The following is a 13,302-nucleotide window of genomic DNA, read 5'->3' on the forward strand; positions in this document are numbered from 1 at the left end:
CCCTTGCTTCTTGCACTGTTAATTAATTTTTGAAATTTATTTCATATTCTGCATGTCAGATCAATGTATTTTTCATTAAATGAGCATTTAATTCACTTAACATGTCTTTTTATAGACAAATGTCTCTTTGGAGACTATAATATAGTGGAAAGCAGCCAGGAGTTTAGTATGCAAACTAATACAAGGTCTTTACAAAGCATACCAGATGAGGTGGTATGGAAGTCTTTAACCAATCTTGTAGAACGTTTTGATTTAAAAGAAAGTGAAGCCCGTATTTTGATGGGGGATATGCCACGCTCTACGTACACTTCCCATAAAGCGAAACTAAACAGGGATCAAAAAGAACGAGTCTCCTATCTTTTAGGAATTTATAAATCTTTACGTATATTGTTTGAAGATGGGGAACAAGCCAGAACTTGGATTAATCGTAAAAACGACTTACCTCCGTTTAAAGGTTTAACACCCAAAGAATATATGCTGGAAGGGGGGATGGTTCGTCTTGCAGATGTAAGGAAATTTCTGGACTTTTGGCGAGGTTATTAGGATGTATTCCTATATAGATTTTAATGATAAAGTGCATAGACTAATACCTTCTAAATTCCCTCCCGTGACTTTATTCGATTGGGCAGATTCTGCAGAAGAGCTCGAACAAATAGCTCTACTTGAAGGCTTAACCAATGAAAGGATACTTGCAGAGTTCGGTAAAATAAATTTGATAGATCAAGAGGATTGGATTGGTGGTCCTGGATCTACTCCAATTATGGCTGCTTTTACACATACTGGATTTGAATCAAGATTTAGTGACGGCAGTTTTGGTATTTATTATGCCGCTTCATCACTTGAAACAGCAATAAAGGAAACTTGCTTTCATCGAGAACGGTTTTATAGCGCATCAAATGAAAAACCTTGCTCCATCTCAATGAGAGAGTATATGGCTAATATAAAAAAACCATTAATAGATATTACAGATAAAAATTATAAAGACTTGTTTAATCCTGATCCTGCTTGTTATAGTAAAAGTCAGGAATTTGGCAAGAAAATTTGTGAAAAGAAGGAATGGGGCTTGCTATACCCAAGTGTAAGAGATTTAAATGGCTTATGTGTGGCTGTATTAAGACCTCCCGCGCTCACTATACCGATACAAGGATGCCATTTAAGATATATTTGGGATGGTGAAAAAATTTCAGATATTTATAAAGAAAGTAAAATTACCAATATTTAAGATATTTTTTTCCAAATTGTGGCTAGATGACTTTTTTCTCATTAATGATGCAAATGCATCAAACGAAAGAGGTATCAATCTATCTTTTTGCCAGTTGGCTTTCCACTGATTTTTGCCGGAGTAAGGTTGTTGTTGATACGGAAAACTGTCCTATCTACTCGTCTTTGAAGCATGATTTCAACCATTACGGTTTCATTCGGATGAAGTATTTTATGAATGTCAGCAAGCGATGAATGAAAATCAAGTAACCTGTAATAGGCAAGGGCTTGGTCACTTGATTCTGGATATGCTTTAACACGAAACCCAAGATTACCCTGCATTTTTGGGGTATTAACTCCACCTTCCATGATATCGTAGTCAAGAAAATAAGTCAGTTTACCTCGATTATTGAGATTTCGCTGACGATCTACAAAAAAACCTGCAGGAAGCGCCTGCTCGCTATATTGTGGTCCGGCAGTTAGGTAAAGATCATAATCGATAAGGTGATTGCCGCGGTCATCAATAAGCCGGAAAATAATCATAGAGTAACGATTGGTTATATACTCGCGCGTAAAGACAAGTGTTTTCACAAATTCCTTATGCTCATTTTTCTGAGTCTCTTTAGTAATATTGTCCAACTCTTTTACTAATTTATTATAGGAGCCGCGACTTTTTACTTGCAGGCATCGCAGGACCCATATCGCCGTGGGGTGAGTAGCTGCATTGGCCATAGTTATACTACGGATGATACCGATATTTTTACCGGAATGTGAAAGTCCAGGTAGAACTCCAAATGCCATTGGCTGTGTTCGTGTCATTTTGGCGACAACAAGGCTTTCACCGTTATCCCCCTCCTGATGTAATTTCAATAAGCTATAATTCATATTTGTTGCAGCAACGCGTACCACCCCATCGGATCCAGATTCCCCTGTGTAGGAGTTCACTGCATCATAAAGTTGGCGATCAATTTTCTGGCCAGTAAGTACAAAGGAATAGACACCATTGGCAGTACAATCATAATCAAGCCAGCTTTCATTAAGTTGCCAGCTCATATCGCTTCCGAGTTCAAGCCAATCAAGTACACACTTTCCCGGTTCAATGCCTTCAAAAAAACTCTTTATGCGGCCTAGCCGGGATTTACCAAGCTGTGCAAGAGCAGAACCGTGGTTGGCAGGAGCCAGCATGATAAGGTGACTCAACGGACATTTTGCAAGATTATTTTTAAAGTATAAATCCATCCATTTGCGGACAATGGGCCCACCGGTAGAGTGAGTGATACAAGCAAAACGCTGACCATCTCGTAGCTTATCAGCAATTTCATCACGTACCGCTTGATCAAATGCGCGTGCTATATCGTCAACCGTCACCGTATCATCAAAACTGATGTAGCGCCCAAGATAAATATTGCCGACTTGAATATCCAGCTTTCCCTGTTTGCTCTGATTTTCAAGCCATTGAGGAAGATCCCCATAAGTATTGGTATGCGTGACACTCCAGCCATGGACGAAGATAACAATCATAACGCTCCTTGAATCGTTGGCTCACAACAAGACATTGTTGAGTAACTTGATGATATTAGATTATTTTATACTTAATCCTCAAGTTTTTAATTATGGCCCCAGAATTTTCAGTATTAAAAAATAAGCAGCCTTTTAATGAATATTTTGCCAACTGCTAAAAGACAAGAGCTATATAAGTTTGAATGATATCTTTTTGAAATATTTTTCATCAATTTTATTCTAATTAATTAACTGAAGGGAATCGATTGTTTATATATGACTTATACAAAATTTCTAGTTGATTCAACGACTGCTTATGCGGCTTAGAAGTTTTGAAAATTATAGGTTAAGGGTTAAAGTTTTGTGTTCTTGATTAGTGCCCCCGGATTTGGGCTGAATCTTCTACACATCTTGTTTATTCCAAACAAACATGATCAAATCACCTCTTTTTGAGGTATGTATGGACTTAGCAGTTGAAGATACTACAGCATGGTCGGAAGCTATTTTTGGTTCAGTTGCTTTAGGGGATAAACGACTTACTCGTCGGTTAATTCAAATAGGCAAACAATTATCATCGACGCCTGGTGGTTCTCTTTCAGGAAGTTGTGGAGGGCAGGATGCGCTTATAGAAGGTAGTTATCGTTTTTTACGAAACAAACGAGTCACAGCGAATCAAATTGCAGAGGGTGGTTATCAAGTAACAAGCTGGTTATCTCAGTCAATCCCCACGCTTTTAGCCATTGAAGATACAACCACGCTCTCCTATACCCATCAAGTAAAAGAATCATTAGGTGATTTAGGCGGTCCTAAAGAAAAAAGCAATCGAGGTTTTCATGTTCATACAACTATGCTCATGGATGCAGAGCAAGAGAAAACAATAGGATTAATTGCGCAAGAACGTTGGTGTCGAGATATCAAAGAAAGGGGCAAAAAAAATCATCGACGAGTAAGGTTATATACAGAGAAAGAAAGCTATAAATGGGAAAAGAATACTCGGGCATTAGAGAACCGATTGGGTTCTAAAATGTCTGATGTGATTTCTGTTTGCGATAGAGAAGCTGATATTTTTGAATACATTCAGTACAAGTTAGACCATGCTCAACGTTTTATTGTTCGAGCGAGCCATAATCGAAAACTAGAAGGAAGTAACTGTTATTTATTTCAAATGTTACCTTCAGCAGTAAACTTGGGTACTTATACAATTAAAGTGGCTCAAAAAGCAAATAGAAAGAAACGCCAAGTGACTCTTGAGTTAAAAACAACATCTGTTACTTTCTCACCTTCTGAACGAAGAGCTAAAGCACGTGAATTAAAACCAATCACTTTAAACGTAGTAATCGCTAAAGAGAAAAATCCATCTGAAAGCGATTGCCTTGAATGGATTCTATTAACAACAGAAGCCACAACAACATTAGAGTGTACCCGAAAAATAACGCGATATTATGAAATGAGATGGCGCATTGAGGATTTTCATAAAGCATGGAAATCGGGGGTTGGTGCTGAAGAGCAGCGTATGCAATCAATTGAAAATTTAGAGAAAATGATTGTCATTCTCTCATTTGTAGCAATTCGATTACTCCAATTAAAAGAGTATTTTGAATACCCGACTACTCTAGTTATCAATGATAGCAGTACTTCTTGCGATGAATTGCTCACTGATGCTGAATGGAAAGTCTTATGGAATAGTGTTGAAAGAAAATCATTACCTGAAAAAATACCTACTGCTGCTTGGGCTTATAAAGCAATAGCCAAGTTGGGCGGTTGGACTGATTCCAAAAGAACTGGGAAAGCAGCTTGGTCTACTATCTGGAAAGGATAGTTCCGATTACAGGAACGAGTAGAAGGGCTTAGGATAGCTAACGAGTTGATGGAGATGTGATCAAGAGACAGCGGATTTGGGGAAGAGCCATAATTTGTAACCGATGTCTTCGAAATAGACCCCCATCATAAATGGCGCGCCCGGAAGGATTCGAACCTCCGACCCCCTGGTTCGTAGCCAGATACTCTATCCAACTGAGCTACGGGCGCGTTGATTGGCGGAGAGAGAGGGATTCGAACCCTCGATGGGATTTCTCCCATACTCCCTTAGCAGGGGAGCGCCTTCGACCACTCGGCCATCTCTCCAATCAATGGTAGCGGAGTATATCAGGTATTTAACATGCGTCAATAATTCTTATTGCATAAAGTGATGAAATTCAAAATTGAGCATAATAAATATCATTAATGCATATAAAAATATCAGTAGATTTTTTTTAAAATGTATTTATGTTATGACACTACCTATTTAAGGGATTTAAAGGATTATTATGTGGTATGACACTCTATTGGAATATTTAGGTGAAACAATTTGCCCATCAAACAAAGAAAAAGCCAGGTTATTTATAAGCTATTTATTCGAATTATTAAAAGAAAACTCTGATTTTGGAGAAAATTTTGAGCCAGAGTTTATTTTTGGTGTGATGTTCGCTCTTTATAACTATTCAATAAGCCATGAAAATCACAACGTCACCTTAGATGAATTTGGGAAATATTGTATGGGATTAATTATGTTATTTTCCAAAATATCAGACGATCTATCTATTTACTGTTCTGATTTTATATATTTCGTATCAGATAAGACCATTTTACAAGAATTAAAAATTGAAGGGGAATTAACCGCAATTAGAAACGATTATTTAAGGAAAAAAAGAACAAACCCGGAGGTTACTCCATTTATTGATCAAAAAGATGTAGCAAATCCTTTTGAAATATACAAAAAGATAGGTGAATTAGCCAAGATAGATCTACTGAAGGATTTAGAAAACCGTACACTTGCCTATCTGAATTTCTCAGTAAAAATCCAGACAGAAAAAATAGCCGACATGCTAAATGATTTATTAAATCGTATACAAAATCAGCAAGTTATAGTCTCTGAACTGTACCAATATCTTCTACCTTATAAAGGCAAGGATGATTTGTTCGATGCCTTGATCTTTTCACTCAAAAGAGAATTAAAAAAATTAAGTCATAATTTCTCTCCTAAAACACAACTTTCCAGCATATCAAAGATAAATCTCGTGCTTGTTCCAAGTTTAAAACTTGACCATCTGCCCAGGTACAATCCAGAAATAGTGAATATTTGTGAAAAATTGGAAAACTATGTCTTTAGAGGATCCAATAAGAAAAGTTCATTTTTTTCAGCAAAAAATCATTATGCCTACATCAAAGAGGTAAATGAAATAGTGCAAAGAATATTGAGGGGAGATCTTTTATCAGCAGAAGCAATTTTTCATGAATTAGCTAAAATTAATATAGAGAGTCGTAAAGATGAATTGATTTTGCTTAGAAATGATTTGCAAAGTGAAAAGGTATGCGTAAGAAAGCTTTAACAGAATAAGGCTTAAAGAATAAACACTTCCAGGAATGATTTACGTAATTTGATGTCACCAAAAAAATCATCTTAAGATTTCCAAAATATCAAGAATACTGCTAATCTTTGAATCTGTTGATTTTAGTATACATTCTTATGCAGAGGCCCTAACAAGGAGGACTAATGAAACACCAGTCGAATTTAAGTGGTCGTAACGTTTATGTTGTCGATGGAAGTCGAACGCCTTTTCTTAAAGCAAAAGGAGTAGGTCCATTCTGTGGTTCAGATTTGGCAGTTGCGGCAGGAACAACTTTGCTAAATCGTCAACCATTTTCTCCGGACGAGCTTGATGAGGTCATTATTGGTAGCGCTATGCCTGGACCAGACGAGGCCAATATTGCTCGCGTGGTTGCTCTGCGTTTGGGATGTGGTGATAAGGTGCCTGCATTTACTGTAATGAGAAATTGTGCCTCAGGCATGCAGGCATTGGATAATGCCGCAATCCAAATTGCCACAGGGCGCAGTAATTTGGTCCTCGCTGGTGGAACAGATGCCATGAGTCATGCACCGTTGTTATTTAATGAAAAAATGGCTTCCTGGCTGGCAAACTGGTTTGCAGCTAAAAGTATGGGGCAAAAGCTGGCTTTAATTACAAAGTTTAAACCTTCTTATCTGGCACCGGTAATCGCTTTGCTCAGAGGCCTGACTGATCCTATAGTAGGATTGAATATGGGACAAACAGCTGAGAAAGTAGCTTATCGATTTAACATCACAAGAGAGCAAATGGATGAATTCGCAGCTCAAAGCCATTTAAGAATAGCTCAAGCTTATGCTGAAAATAGAATGTCTGAAGTTGCCCCAATTATAGATTACAAAGGTTGTATATATCCTCAAGATGATGGGATTAGGGCAGATTCCACGGTGGAAAAATTGTCAAAATTAAAACCTTTTTTTGACAAAAAATATGGCATGGTCACTCCAGGTAACAGTTCACAGATAACTGATGGTGCCTGTTTGTTGCTATTGGCCAGCGCTGAGGCTGTAAAAAAATATGCTTTACCGGTATTAGGTCGAATAGTTGATTCACAATGGGCTGCTCTAGATCCCTCTCAAATGGGTTTGGGTCCTGTTCACGCGGCAACCCCTATATTAGAAAGACATAATTTAAAGCCACAAGATTTGGATTGTTGGGAAATCAATGAGGCCTTTGCCGCTCAAGTCTTAGGGTGTTTGGCTGCATGGAACGATGAAGAGTACTGCAAAACACAGCTTGGCCTTAAGGAGGCAATTGGATCGCCATCATTGGATCGGCTCAATCGAGATGGAGGAGCAATTGCGTTAGGTCATCCTATTGGTGCCAGTGGGGCTCGTATTGTGTTGCACGTTCTTAAATCTTTAGAACAAAGAAATGAGTCGCGAGGTATGGCAGCAATTTGTATCGGAGGTGGTCAGGGAGGAGCTATGTATCTTGAACGAGTTACTGAGGTGAAAGGACATGAATAATTATAAACATTGGGATTTACAACGAGATAAAGACGCCATTCTGTGGCTTGGATTAAATAGAAGAGATGCTGCTGTTAATAGCATTAATGAAGAAGTCCTGGATGAGTTAAACAGCTTGTTGCATGAAATATCGCATGATAAAAAAGCAATGGGATTAATTATTTATTCGCTCAAGGAAAAAGGGTTTATTGCGGGTGCTGATGTTAACGCTTTTTCACAATTTGAGAGCTCCTCACAAGCAGTTGATTTTTTGCAGAAAGGACAAACTGTATTTGCCCGGTTGCAAGCCTTATCAATTCCAAGTGTCGCAATGATCGATGGTTTTTGCATGGGCGGTGGTTATGAGTTAGCTTTAGCCTGTACCTACCGAATCGCAACGGATGACAAAGACACACGCATTGGTTTGCCTGAAGTAATGCTGGGTATTCATCCAGGGTGGGGCGGTACTGTGCGTTTGCCTCAGTTAATAGGTGGTTTTAAAGCTTTATCACAAGTCATATTAACCGGTAGTGCAATACCTGCTGCAAAAGCTAAAAGCCTCGGTATGATTGATGAGGTAGTACCTGTTCGTCAGCTAAGAAGAGCTGCTGTTTATTTCATAAAGAATAAACCACCACGACACAGGGCATCATTTATTGAAAGTTTAACGAATAGCTCTCTGCTTAGAAAAGCTATTGCTTATTTGCTGCGTTATAACGTAGCCAAGCGAGTTCGAAAAGAACATTATCCTGCACCATATGCCGTGATTGACCTGTGGGAAAAAGAAGGGGGAGTGGGAGAGAGGGCTTATCTTAAAGAAGTGGACTCTATAGAAAAACTTGTATCCCAAAATGATACCGCCAAGAATCTTATCAGAGCATTTTTATTGCGTGAGCGATTAAAAGGGTTTGCCAAAGACAGCCACTTCAAAGCGGCTCATGTTCATGTGATTGGAGCTGGAGTTATGGGAGGGGATATCGCGGCCTGGTGTGCTTTGCGAGGTCTTCAGGTCACATTACAGGATAAATCTTATGAACAAATTGCCCCTGCAATAGGGAGAGCACATAAACTTTATAGTAAAAAATTGCGTAAGCCGCGATTGATCCAGGCAGCAATGGATAGATTAATCGCAGACCCCGAAGGGCATGGGGTCAAAAGAGCAGATGTCATTATTGAGGCTGTTTTCGAGAATTTAGCTGTTAAACAGGAAATAATGAAAACTGTGGAAAAAAATGCCAAAAAGGATGCGATCATAGCGACAAACACCTCTAGTATCCCACTTGATGAAATCAGTAGTGTAATGAGTAAACCAGAACGCTTGGTAGGCATTCATTTCTTTAATCCTGTAGCTAAAATGGATTTGGTAGAAATAGTCAGCAGCTCATGTACTGCAAAAAAAATTCAGCAGAGCTCTTGCGCGTTCGTCAATCAAATTGGCAAATTGCCTTTGCCTGTCAAATCAAGCCCTGGGTTTTTAATAAACAGAGTGCTCATGCCTTACCTGATGGAGTGCGTACAGTTATTGGATGAAGGATATAGTGCGGAAACAATAGATGAGGCTGCATTGCAGTTTGGTATGTTTATGGGCCCTGTTGAACTGGCTGATACAGTAGGAATGGATGTTTGTCTTGCTGTGGCCGAAAATCTGACCAGTCACTTTGGTGGCACTATTCCACAAAGATTACGTGATTTAGTAAAAGAAGGTAAGCTAGGCAGAAAAACTGGAGAAGGTTTTTATAAATATAAAAATGGAAAAGTAATTAAGAAAAAAGCCCCGTCACATGTCGATAAAACCATTGCAGACAGACTAATTTTACGCATGGTGAATGAATCTGCGGCTTGTATACGTGAGAAAGTGGTTGAAGATTCTGACTTGTTGGATGCTGGAATGATCTTTGCCACAGGTTTTGCTCCATTTCGTGGAGGCCCTATGAATTACGCAAATGATTTTGGTAAAGATAAACTGGAAACTTTATTTAAAACATTTGAATCTAAATACGGCGAACGTTTTAAAGTAGATACCAGCTTATAATTTCTCTGCAAGGTAAAACGTTATGGTTTTACCTTGCTTTTTAGAGAGAAAAGCATCATATGGAGCAAAAATCAAAATCTATAATAAGAGTTTGGTATTTAATACTTTTACTCAGTCAATATTCTTTTGCGAATATTTATGTATTGCCTGAAGCGGGAAATACCATCGGTGAAATTCAGGTCGCATTTTCAGAGTATGGAGAAACTATAGATGAGGTCGGCCGGCGTTTTAATGTCGGTTATTATGAAATGGTACGTGCTAACCCGGGAGTGGATGCCAGATATCCGCTAGCCGCTAACACAAAATTAATTATTCCATCTCGTTTTATTCTCCCCAACGTGCCCAGAAAAGGTGTTGTGATTAATTTAGCAGAATATCGATTATATTATTTTCCTCCAGATGACAATGTTGTCATGACTTATCCTGTTGGGATTGGTAAAAAAGGATGGGAGACTCCTTTGGGATTAAGCAGAATCACCTCCAAGGAAATTAATCCTACCTGGCGACCTACAGTAAAATTACAAAAGGCAGCTGAAAGCATTGGTGCTCCTATTCCCAGTGAGTTTCCCCCTGGCCCTCACAATCCTTTAGGGCAACATGTATTGCGTTTAGGGTGGCCAGCTATCTTGATACATGGTTCTAATCGAGTTGATGGGATTGGGTCCAAAGTCAGTGCGGGATGTATTCGTATGCTTCCTGAGGATATTGAGCACCTATACAGTTTAGTGTCTGTAGGGACGCCAGTAAGAATTATAAATGCTCCTCTACAAAGGCAAGCTGATTTTAAGCAATAACTATTTTCAGATATAGATTTTCAGGTTAATGCTTATAAATCCAAATAACGGGCCTCAACTTTAATTACAGTTAACAGATAATAAGATAATACAACAAGTATTATGGCCGCCAAAATGTCAATCGGGTAATGCCATCCCAGCAGTACACATGAAAGGATTAATAGAACATTAATGATTGACAGCAATAGACAGGGGATAAACCAGTCTTTGATTAAGTAGACACACAAAATTGCCCAGATTGTATGAAATGAGGGAAGGGCTATTAAACCACCTTCAATGGTTGTGGGTTGTATATGATTATGAATTTGGTGAAATTTAAGTCCTGTAGCTATTTGTTCAGGGACAAATAAACTGCTTTGTAGTTCACTTGCAGGTGCGGTGGTTGGGAAAAAGTAGTAATAAGAAAAACCCATTAATGTTGTGCAGAGTAATAGGAAATAATAATCTTTAAGGATATAAAATCGCCCTGATACAATTACGCATAGGGGTAAGATACTCATTTGATATGGTAGAGTATCATATATAATCGCTAATAAGTATTTAAAATGTTGATATTTATTCATCCACTCCAGAATAGATATCATATTAATGCCGAATTGCGCCTCCAGTTTAATGATTTGTTTGTCTATAGGAGGATAGGGCGTTAATTGAACAGCGTTTGTCGCTAAAGCAATGATCGACATCACAACAAAAAAGTTGATCAATTCTAATCCAGAGCTGGTCACTCTATTTTTTTTACCGAAAAATAAAATTAATCCAATATAATTTAACAAGATAATGCAAGCCATGACTGGAGTGTTAGGTGGAAAATAATTATTCCCGGGGAATTGATAGATAAAATGATTGATAACTAAAGCTACTAGCGATAGAACTACTATAGTTCCAGCCAATAAAATAAAGTATCTGAAAGGTATAACTTGCATTTATTTGTTGTTAGTCGGCTGTGCTAAGAGTTTCTTTTTGCTTAATTGCATGGAAAACCTCTTCTCTGTGAATATTGATTGACCTGGGTGCCTCCACACCAAATTTTATATTTCCATTTTCCTGAGTTTTAAAAGCCAAAATTTTAACAACAGTATTCGAGATACGAATGATAAGTGGTTCTTCAAATTGAAGATTTATTATATCCATTTAAAAAAAACCTCTTTTTTCATAAATTATTCCTAAGGCTAATATTCACTGCTGAACGGTACCTTACTTTGGTGACAGTTGTCACTATAAATTGCTGTAAAATTTATAAAAAAATTTATTTAAAGCAACTATGTAATTTTATTGCCTATAAAATAGGCAAAGTTATGATACGCAGCTCTAATAAATATCTTATTTTAAATCGCAATGAGATTGTAAGGACTAAATAAAAAAGTTATAATTGGCAGCTTTTTAAAACCCTTGCCTTACCAGTACTCAATGCTGGAAGGCTTTATCCATAAGGAGAATTCATGAGACATTATGAAATTATGTTTCTAGTACATCCAGATCAAAGCGAACAAGTACCTGGTATGGTTGAGCGCTATGAAGGGATTATTACCAAACATAACGGCAAAATACATCGGAAAGAAGATTTAGGTCGACGCCAGCTGGCATATTCCATTAATAATGTTCATAAGGCACATTATATTTTAATGAATGTTGAGTGTAATCTTGATGCACTTAATGAAATTAAGAATGCATTCAAGTTTAATGATGCCATTTTAAGACACTTGATCACTGTTCAAAAACAAGCGATTACTACAGAATCTGTCTTAATGAAAAAAGAAAAAGAAACTAAAGTCGCTTAAGAGGAGAACGTCTATGTCAGCTTATTTTCGTAGAAAAAAAATGTGCCGCTTTAGTGCAGAAGGTGGTAATGAAATAGATTATAAAGATATTAACCTATTAAAGAACTACATAACTGAAACTGGTAAAATTGTACCAAGCCGTATTACTGGTACTCAAACTCGTTTTCAAAGACAATTAGCCAAGGCAATAAAACATGCCAGATTCATTGGTTTATTGCCTTATTGCGACAGCCATAGATAAAAATGAATCTTGCAGGTAATTTTATACTTAGAAAAAGTAGAGCAATTCTTGAAAATAAACAATATGCTATTGTTTGTGCAGTTGTTCTTTCAATAGTCCCATTCGCCTCTTGGCTATCGGTGGCTTTAATGAGTTTAATTACTTTGAGGAAAGGTGAAAAACCTGGATTTGAAGTCATGTTACCTGCGATGATTGTTCATTCTGTGCCTTTAATGATGTTGCTACCTGTGGAAGGGGCTTTGATTAATACATTGGTTGCTTATTTGCCTTGCTATATTGCTGCTTTGACTTTACGTAAAACAGCCAGCTGGCCAAATGTATTTGGGACGTTTCTAATTCAAGCATTCCTTGTATTTCTGTCCATTCAGATATTGATTCCTGATTTTGTAAGAGGTCAATTTAATCATTTTACAATGCTATTGTCTCAATTTCAGGATTACAAACAGTTGGTAGAAAACAGCACAAATGGATTAAATAACTTAAGTTTGGCTCAGTTATTTTTTGGTCTCCAGATATTAAGTGTGATTGGTTCAGCCTTAATCTCACTAATGTTTGCCCGATCTATACAAGCTAAACTTTTCATGCCCGGTGGTTTTAAGCAGGAGATATTGGAATTTCGTAGTGGAAGGGTTTCATTTTTGATGCTAATTATTGTGTCTGTTGCCTCTTATTTTGAGGTGTCAGCGGCTATTAGCACTTTACCACTACTTCTTGCTTATTTCTTTTTATCGGGTTTTTCTTTGGCCTATTATATTTTAGCCAGAAAGTGGCAAGTTAGAGTGGTGATTTTGTTATTTCTATTGATCTTGCTAAAACCATTCTTTGTCTTATTTGCCTATATTGTATTTGGCTCGCTAGATAGTTTATTTAATTTTCGATTATATCTCCCTGCAAGGGTGAGAGAATCAACGTAAGGGGTTATTAAG

General features: G+C 37.6%; 13 protein-coding genes and 2 tRNA genes. 10 read left to right on the forward strand and 5 right to left on the reverse strand.

The window, feature by feature from the left end; genetic code table 11:
- The first annotated feature begins 168 nt into the window (after nucleotides 1–168).
- Together OQI99_RS04530 and OQI99_RS04535 are read left to right on the forward strand one after the other, a co-directional pair.
- Entirely contained in the window at nucleotides 169–543 is a 375-nt protein-coding gene (locus OQI99_RS04530) for an antitoxin Xre-like helix-turn-helix domain-containing protein (protein WP_011213883.1), read from the forward strand.
- Between the two features lies 1 nt (nucleotide 544).
- Complete coding sequence (locus tag OQI99_RS04535; protein ID WP_061512661.1) at nucleotides 545–1,222, forward strand: RES family NAD+ phosphorylase; 678 nt, start codon at nucleotides 545–547, stop codon at nucleotides 1,220–1,222.
- 74 nt (nucleotides 1,223–1,296) lie between these two features.
- On the opposite strand, the gene plaB is transcribed toward OQI99_RS04535, so the two are convergent.
- Nucleotides 1,297–2,721: a phospholipase PlaB gene (plaB, locus tag OQI99_RS04540; RefSeq protein WP_265731392.1), complete on the reverse strand. Its 1,425-nt coding sequence runs from the start codon at nucleotides 2,719–2,721 to the stop codon at nucleotides 1,297–1,299.
- Between the two features lie 439 nt (nucleotides 2,722–3,160).
- On the opposite strand from plaB, the gene OQI99_RS04545 reads away from it, so the two are divergent.
- Nucleotides 3,161–4,519, forward strand: a complete 1,359-nt coding sequence (locus tag OQI99_RS04545; RefSeq protein ID WP_265731393.1) for an IS4 family transposase — start codon at nucleotides 3,161–3,163, stop codon at nucleotides 4,517–4,519.
- Between the two features lie 132 nt (nucleotides 4,520–4,651).
- Here the strand turns inward: OQI99_RS04545 and OQI99_RS04550 are convergent.
- A tRNA-Arg gene (locus OQI99_RS04550) sits at nucleotides 4,652–4,728 on the reverse strand.
- Nucleotides 4,729–4,734: 6 nt separating this feature from the next.
- Nucleotides 4,735–4,824: transfer RNA gene (locus tag OQI99_RS04555), tRNA-Ser, on the reverse strand.
- Between the two features lie 182 nt (nucleotides 4,825–5,006).
- Between OQI99_RS04555 and OQI99_RS04560 the strand changes: the two genes are divergently transcribed.
- From OQI99_RS04560 to OQI99_RS04575, 4 genes are all read left to right on the forward strand, one after another.
- Nucleotides 5,007–6,068, forward strand: coding sequence for a hypothetical protein (locus tag OQI99_RS04560; protein WP_265731394.1), 1,062 nt, complete (start codon nucleotides 5,007–5,009; stop codon nucleotides 6,066–6,068).
- 164 nt (nucleotides 6,069–6,232) lie between these two features.
- Nucleotides 6,233–7,552 carry an acetyl-CoA C-acetyltransferase gene (locus OQI99_RS04565; RefSeq protein ID WP_061514399.1) on the forward strand — a complete coding sequence of 440 codons (1,320 nt, stop codon included), beginning with the start codon at nucleotides 6,233–6,235 and terminating at the stop codon, nucleotides 7,550–7,552.
- A complete protein-coding gene (locus tag OQI99_RS04570; protein WP_014843904.1) occupies nucleotides 7,545–9,563 on the forward strand; it encodes a 3-hydroxyacyl-CoA dehydrogenase NAD-binding domain-containing protein in 2,019 nt (672 codons plus the stop codon). Before OQI99_RS04565 ends, OQI99_RS04570 begins: the two co-directional genes overlap by 8 nt.
- Before the next feature lie 59 nt (nucleotides 9,564–9,622).
- Nucleotides 9,623–10,357, forward strand: a complete 735-nt coding sequence (locus OQI99_RS04575) for a L,D-transpeptidase family protein (RefSeq protein WP_265731395.1) — start codon at nucleotides 9,623–9,625, stop codon at nucleotides 10,355–10,357.
- A gap of 32 nt (nucleotides 10,358–10,389) precedes the next feature.
- On the opposite strand, the gene OQI99_RS04580 is transcribed toward OQI99_RS04575, so the two are convergent.
- Nucleotides 10,390–11,280, reverse strand: coding sequence for a phosphatase PAP2 family protein (locus OQI99_RS04580; protein WP_265731396.1), 891 nt, complete (start codon nucleotides 11,278–11,280; stop codon nucleotides 10,390–10,392).
- Between the two features lie 10 nt (nucleotides 11,281–11,290).
- The gene (locus tag OQI99_RS04585; RefSeq protein ID WP_011213868.1) at nucleotides 11,291–11,488 is read right to left on the reverse strand and encodes a carbon storage regulator; all 198 of its coding nucleotides are present in this window, start codon (nucleotides 11,486–11,488) and stop codon (nucleotides 11,291–11,293) included.
- A gap of 308 nt (nucleotides 11,489–11,796) precedes the next feature.
- Here OQI99_RS04585 and rpsF point away from each other — a divergent pair, with 308 nt between their 5' ends.
- From rpsF to OQI99_RS04600, 3 genes are read left to right on the forward strand one after another with little or no spacing between them, the layout of a single operon-like run.
- On the forward strand, nucleotides 11,797–12,135 hold the full coding sequence (rpsF, locus tag OQI99_RS04590; RefSeq protein ID WP_027221780.1) for a 30S ribosomal protein S6: 339 nt from the start codon (nucleotides 11,797–11,799) through the stop codon (nucleotides 12,133–12,135).
- 13 nt (nucleotides 12,136–12,148) lie between these two features.
- Nucleotides 12,149–12,376 (forward strand): 30S ribosomal protein S18, encoded by a 228-nt coding sequence (gene rpsR, locus OQI99_RS04595; protein WP_010947320.1) that lies wholly within the window; start codon nucleotides 12,149–12,151, stop codon nucleotides 12,374–12,376.
- A 2-nt stretch (nucleotides 12,377–12,378) separates the two neighbouring features.
- Entirely contained in the window at nucleotides 12,379–13,290 is a 912-nt protein-coding gene (locus OQI99_RS04600) for a hypothetical protein (RefSeq protein WP_061514402.1), read from the forward strand.
- The last annotated feature ends 12 nt before the right edge of the window (nucleotides 13,291–13,302 follow it).

The sequence above is a fragment of the Legionella sp. PATHC039 genome (assembly GCF_026191275.1).
Classification (GTDB): Bacteria; Pseudomonadota; Gammaproteobacteria; order Legionellales; family Legionellaceae; genus Legionella; species Legionella pneumophila.

Bases quoted from the DNA above. Each gene is read 5' to 3' on its own strand.
- OQI99_RS04530 (WP_011213883.1), top strand. From the start codon at position 169: ATGCAAACTAATACAAGGTCTTTACAAAGCATACCAGATGAGGTGGTA.
- OQI99_RS04535 (WP_061512661.1), top strand. From the start codon at position 545: ATGTATTCCTATATAGATTTTAATGATAAAGTGCATAGACTAATACCT.
- plaB (WP_265731392.1), bottom strand. From the start codon at position 2,721: ATGATTGTTATCTTCGTCCATGGCTGGAGTGTCACGCATACCAATACT.
- OQI99_RS04545 (WP_265731393.1), top strand. From the start codon at position 3,161: ATGGACTTAGCAGTTGAAGATACTACAGCATGGTCGGAAGCTATTTTT.
- OQI99_RS04560 (WP_265731394.1), top strand. From the start codon at position 5,007: ATGTGGTATGACACTCTATTGGAATATTTAGGTGAAACAATTTGCCCA.
- OQI99_RS04565 (WP_061514399.1), top strand. From the start codon at position 6,233: ATGAAACACCAGTCGAATTTAAGTGGTCGTAACGTTTATGTTGTCGAT.
- OQI99_RS04570 (WP_014843904.1), top strand. From the start codon at position 7,545: ATGAATAATTATAAACATTGGGATTTACAACGAGATAAAGACGCCATT.
- OQI99_RS04575 (WP_265731395.1), top strand. From the start codon at position 9,623: ATGGAGCAAAAATCAAAATCTATAATAAGAGTTTGGTATTTAATACTT.
- OQI99_RS04580 (WP_265731396.1), bottom strand. From the start codon at position 11,280: ATGCAAGTTATACCTTTCAGATACTTTATTTTATTGGCTGGAACTATA.
- OQI99_RS04585 (WP_011213868.1), bottom strand. From the start codon at position 11,488: ATGGATATAATAAATCTTCAATTTGAAGAACCACTTATCATTCGTATC.
- rpsF (WP_027221780.1), top strand. From the start codon at position 11,797: ATGAGACATTATGAAATTATGTTTCTAGTACATCCAGATCAAAGCGAA.
- rpsR (WP_010947320.1), top strand. From the start codon at position 12,149: ATGTCAGCTTATTTTCGTAGAAAAAAAATGTGCCGCTTTAGTGCAGAA.
- OQI99_RS04600 (WP_061514402.1), top strand. From the start codon at position 12,379: ATGAATCTTGCAGGTAATTTTATACTTAGAAAAAGTAGAGCAATTCTT.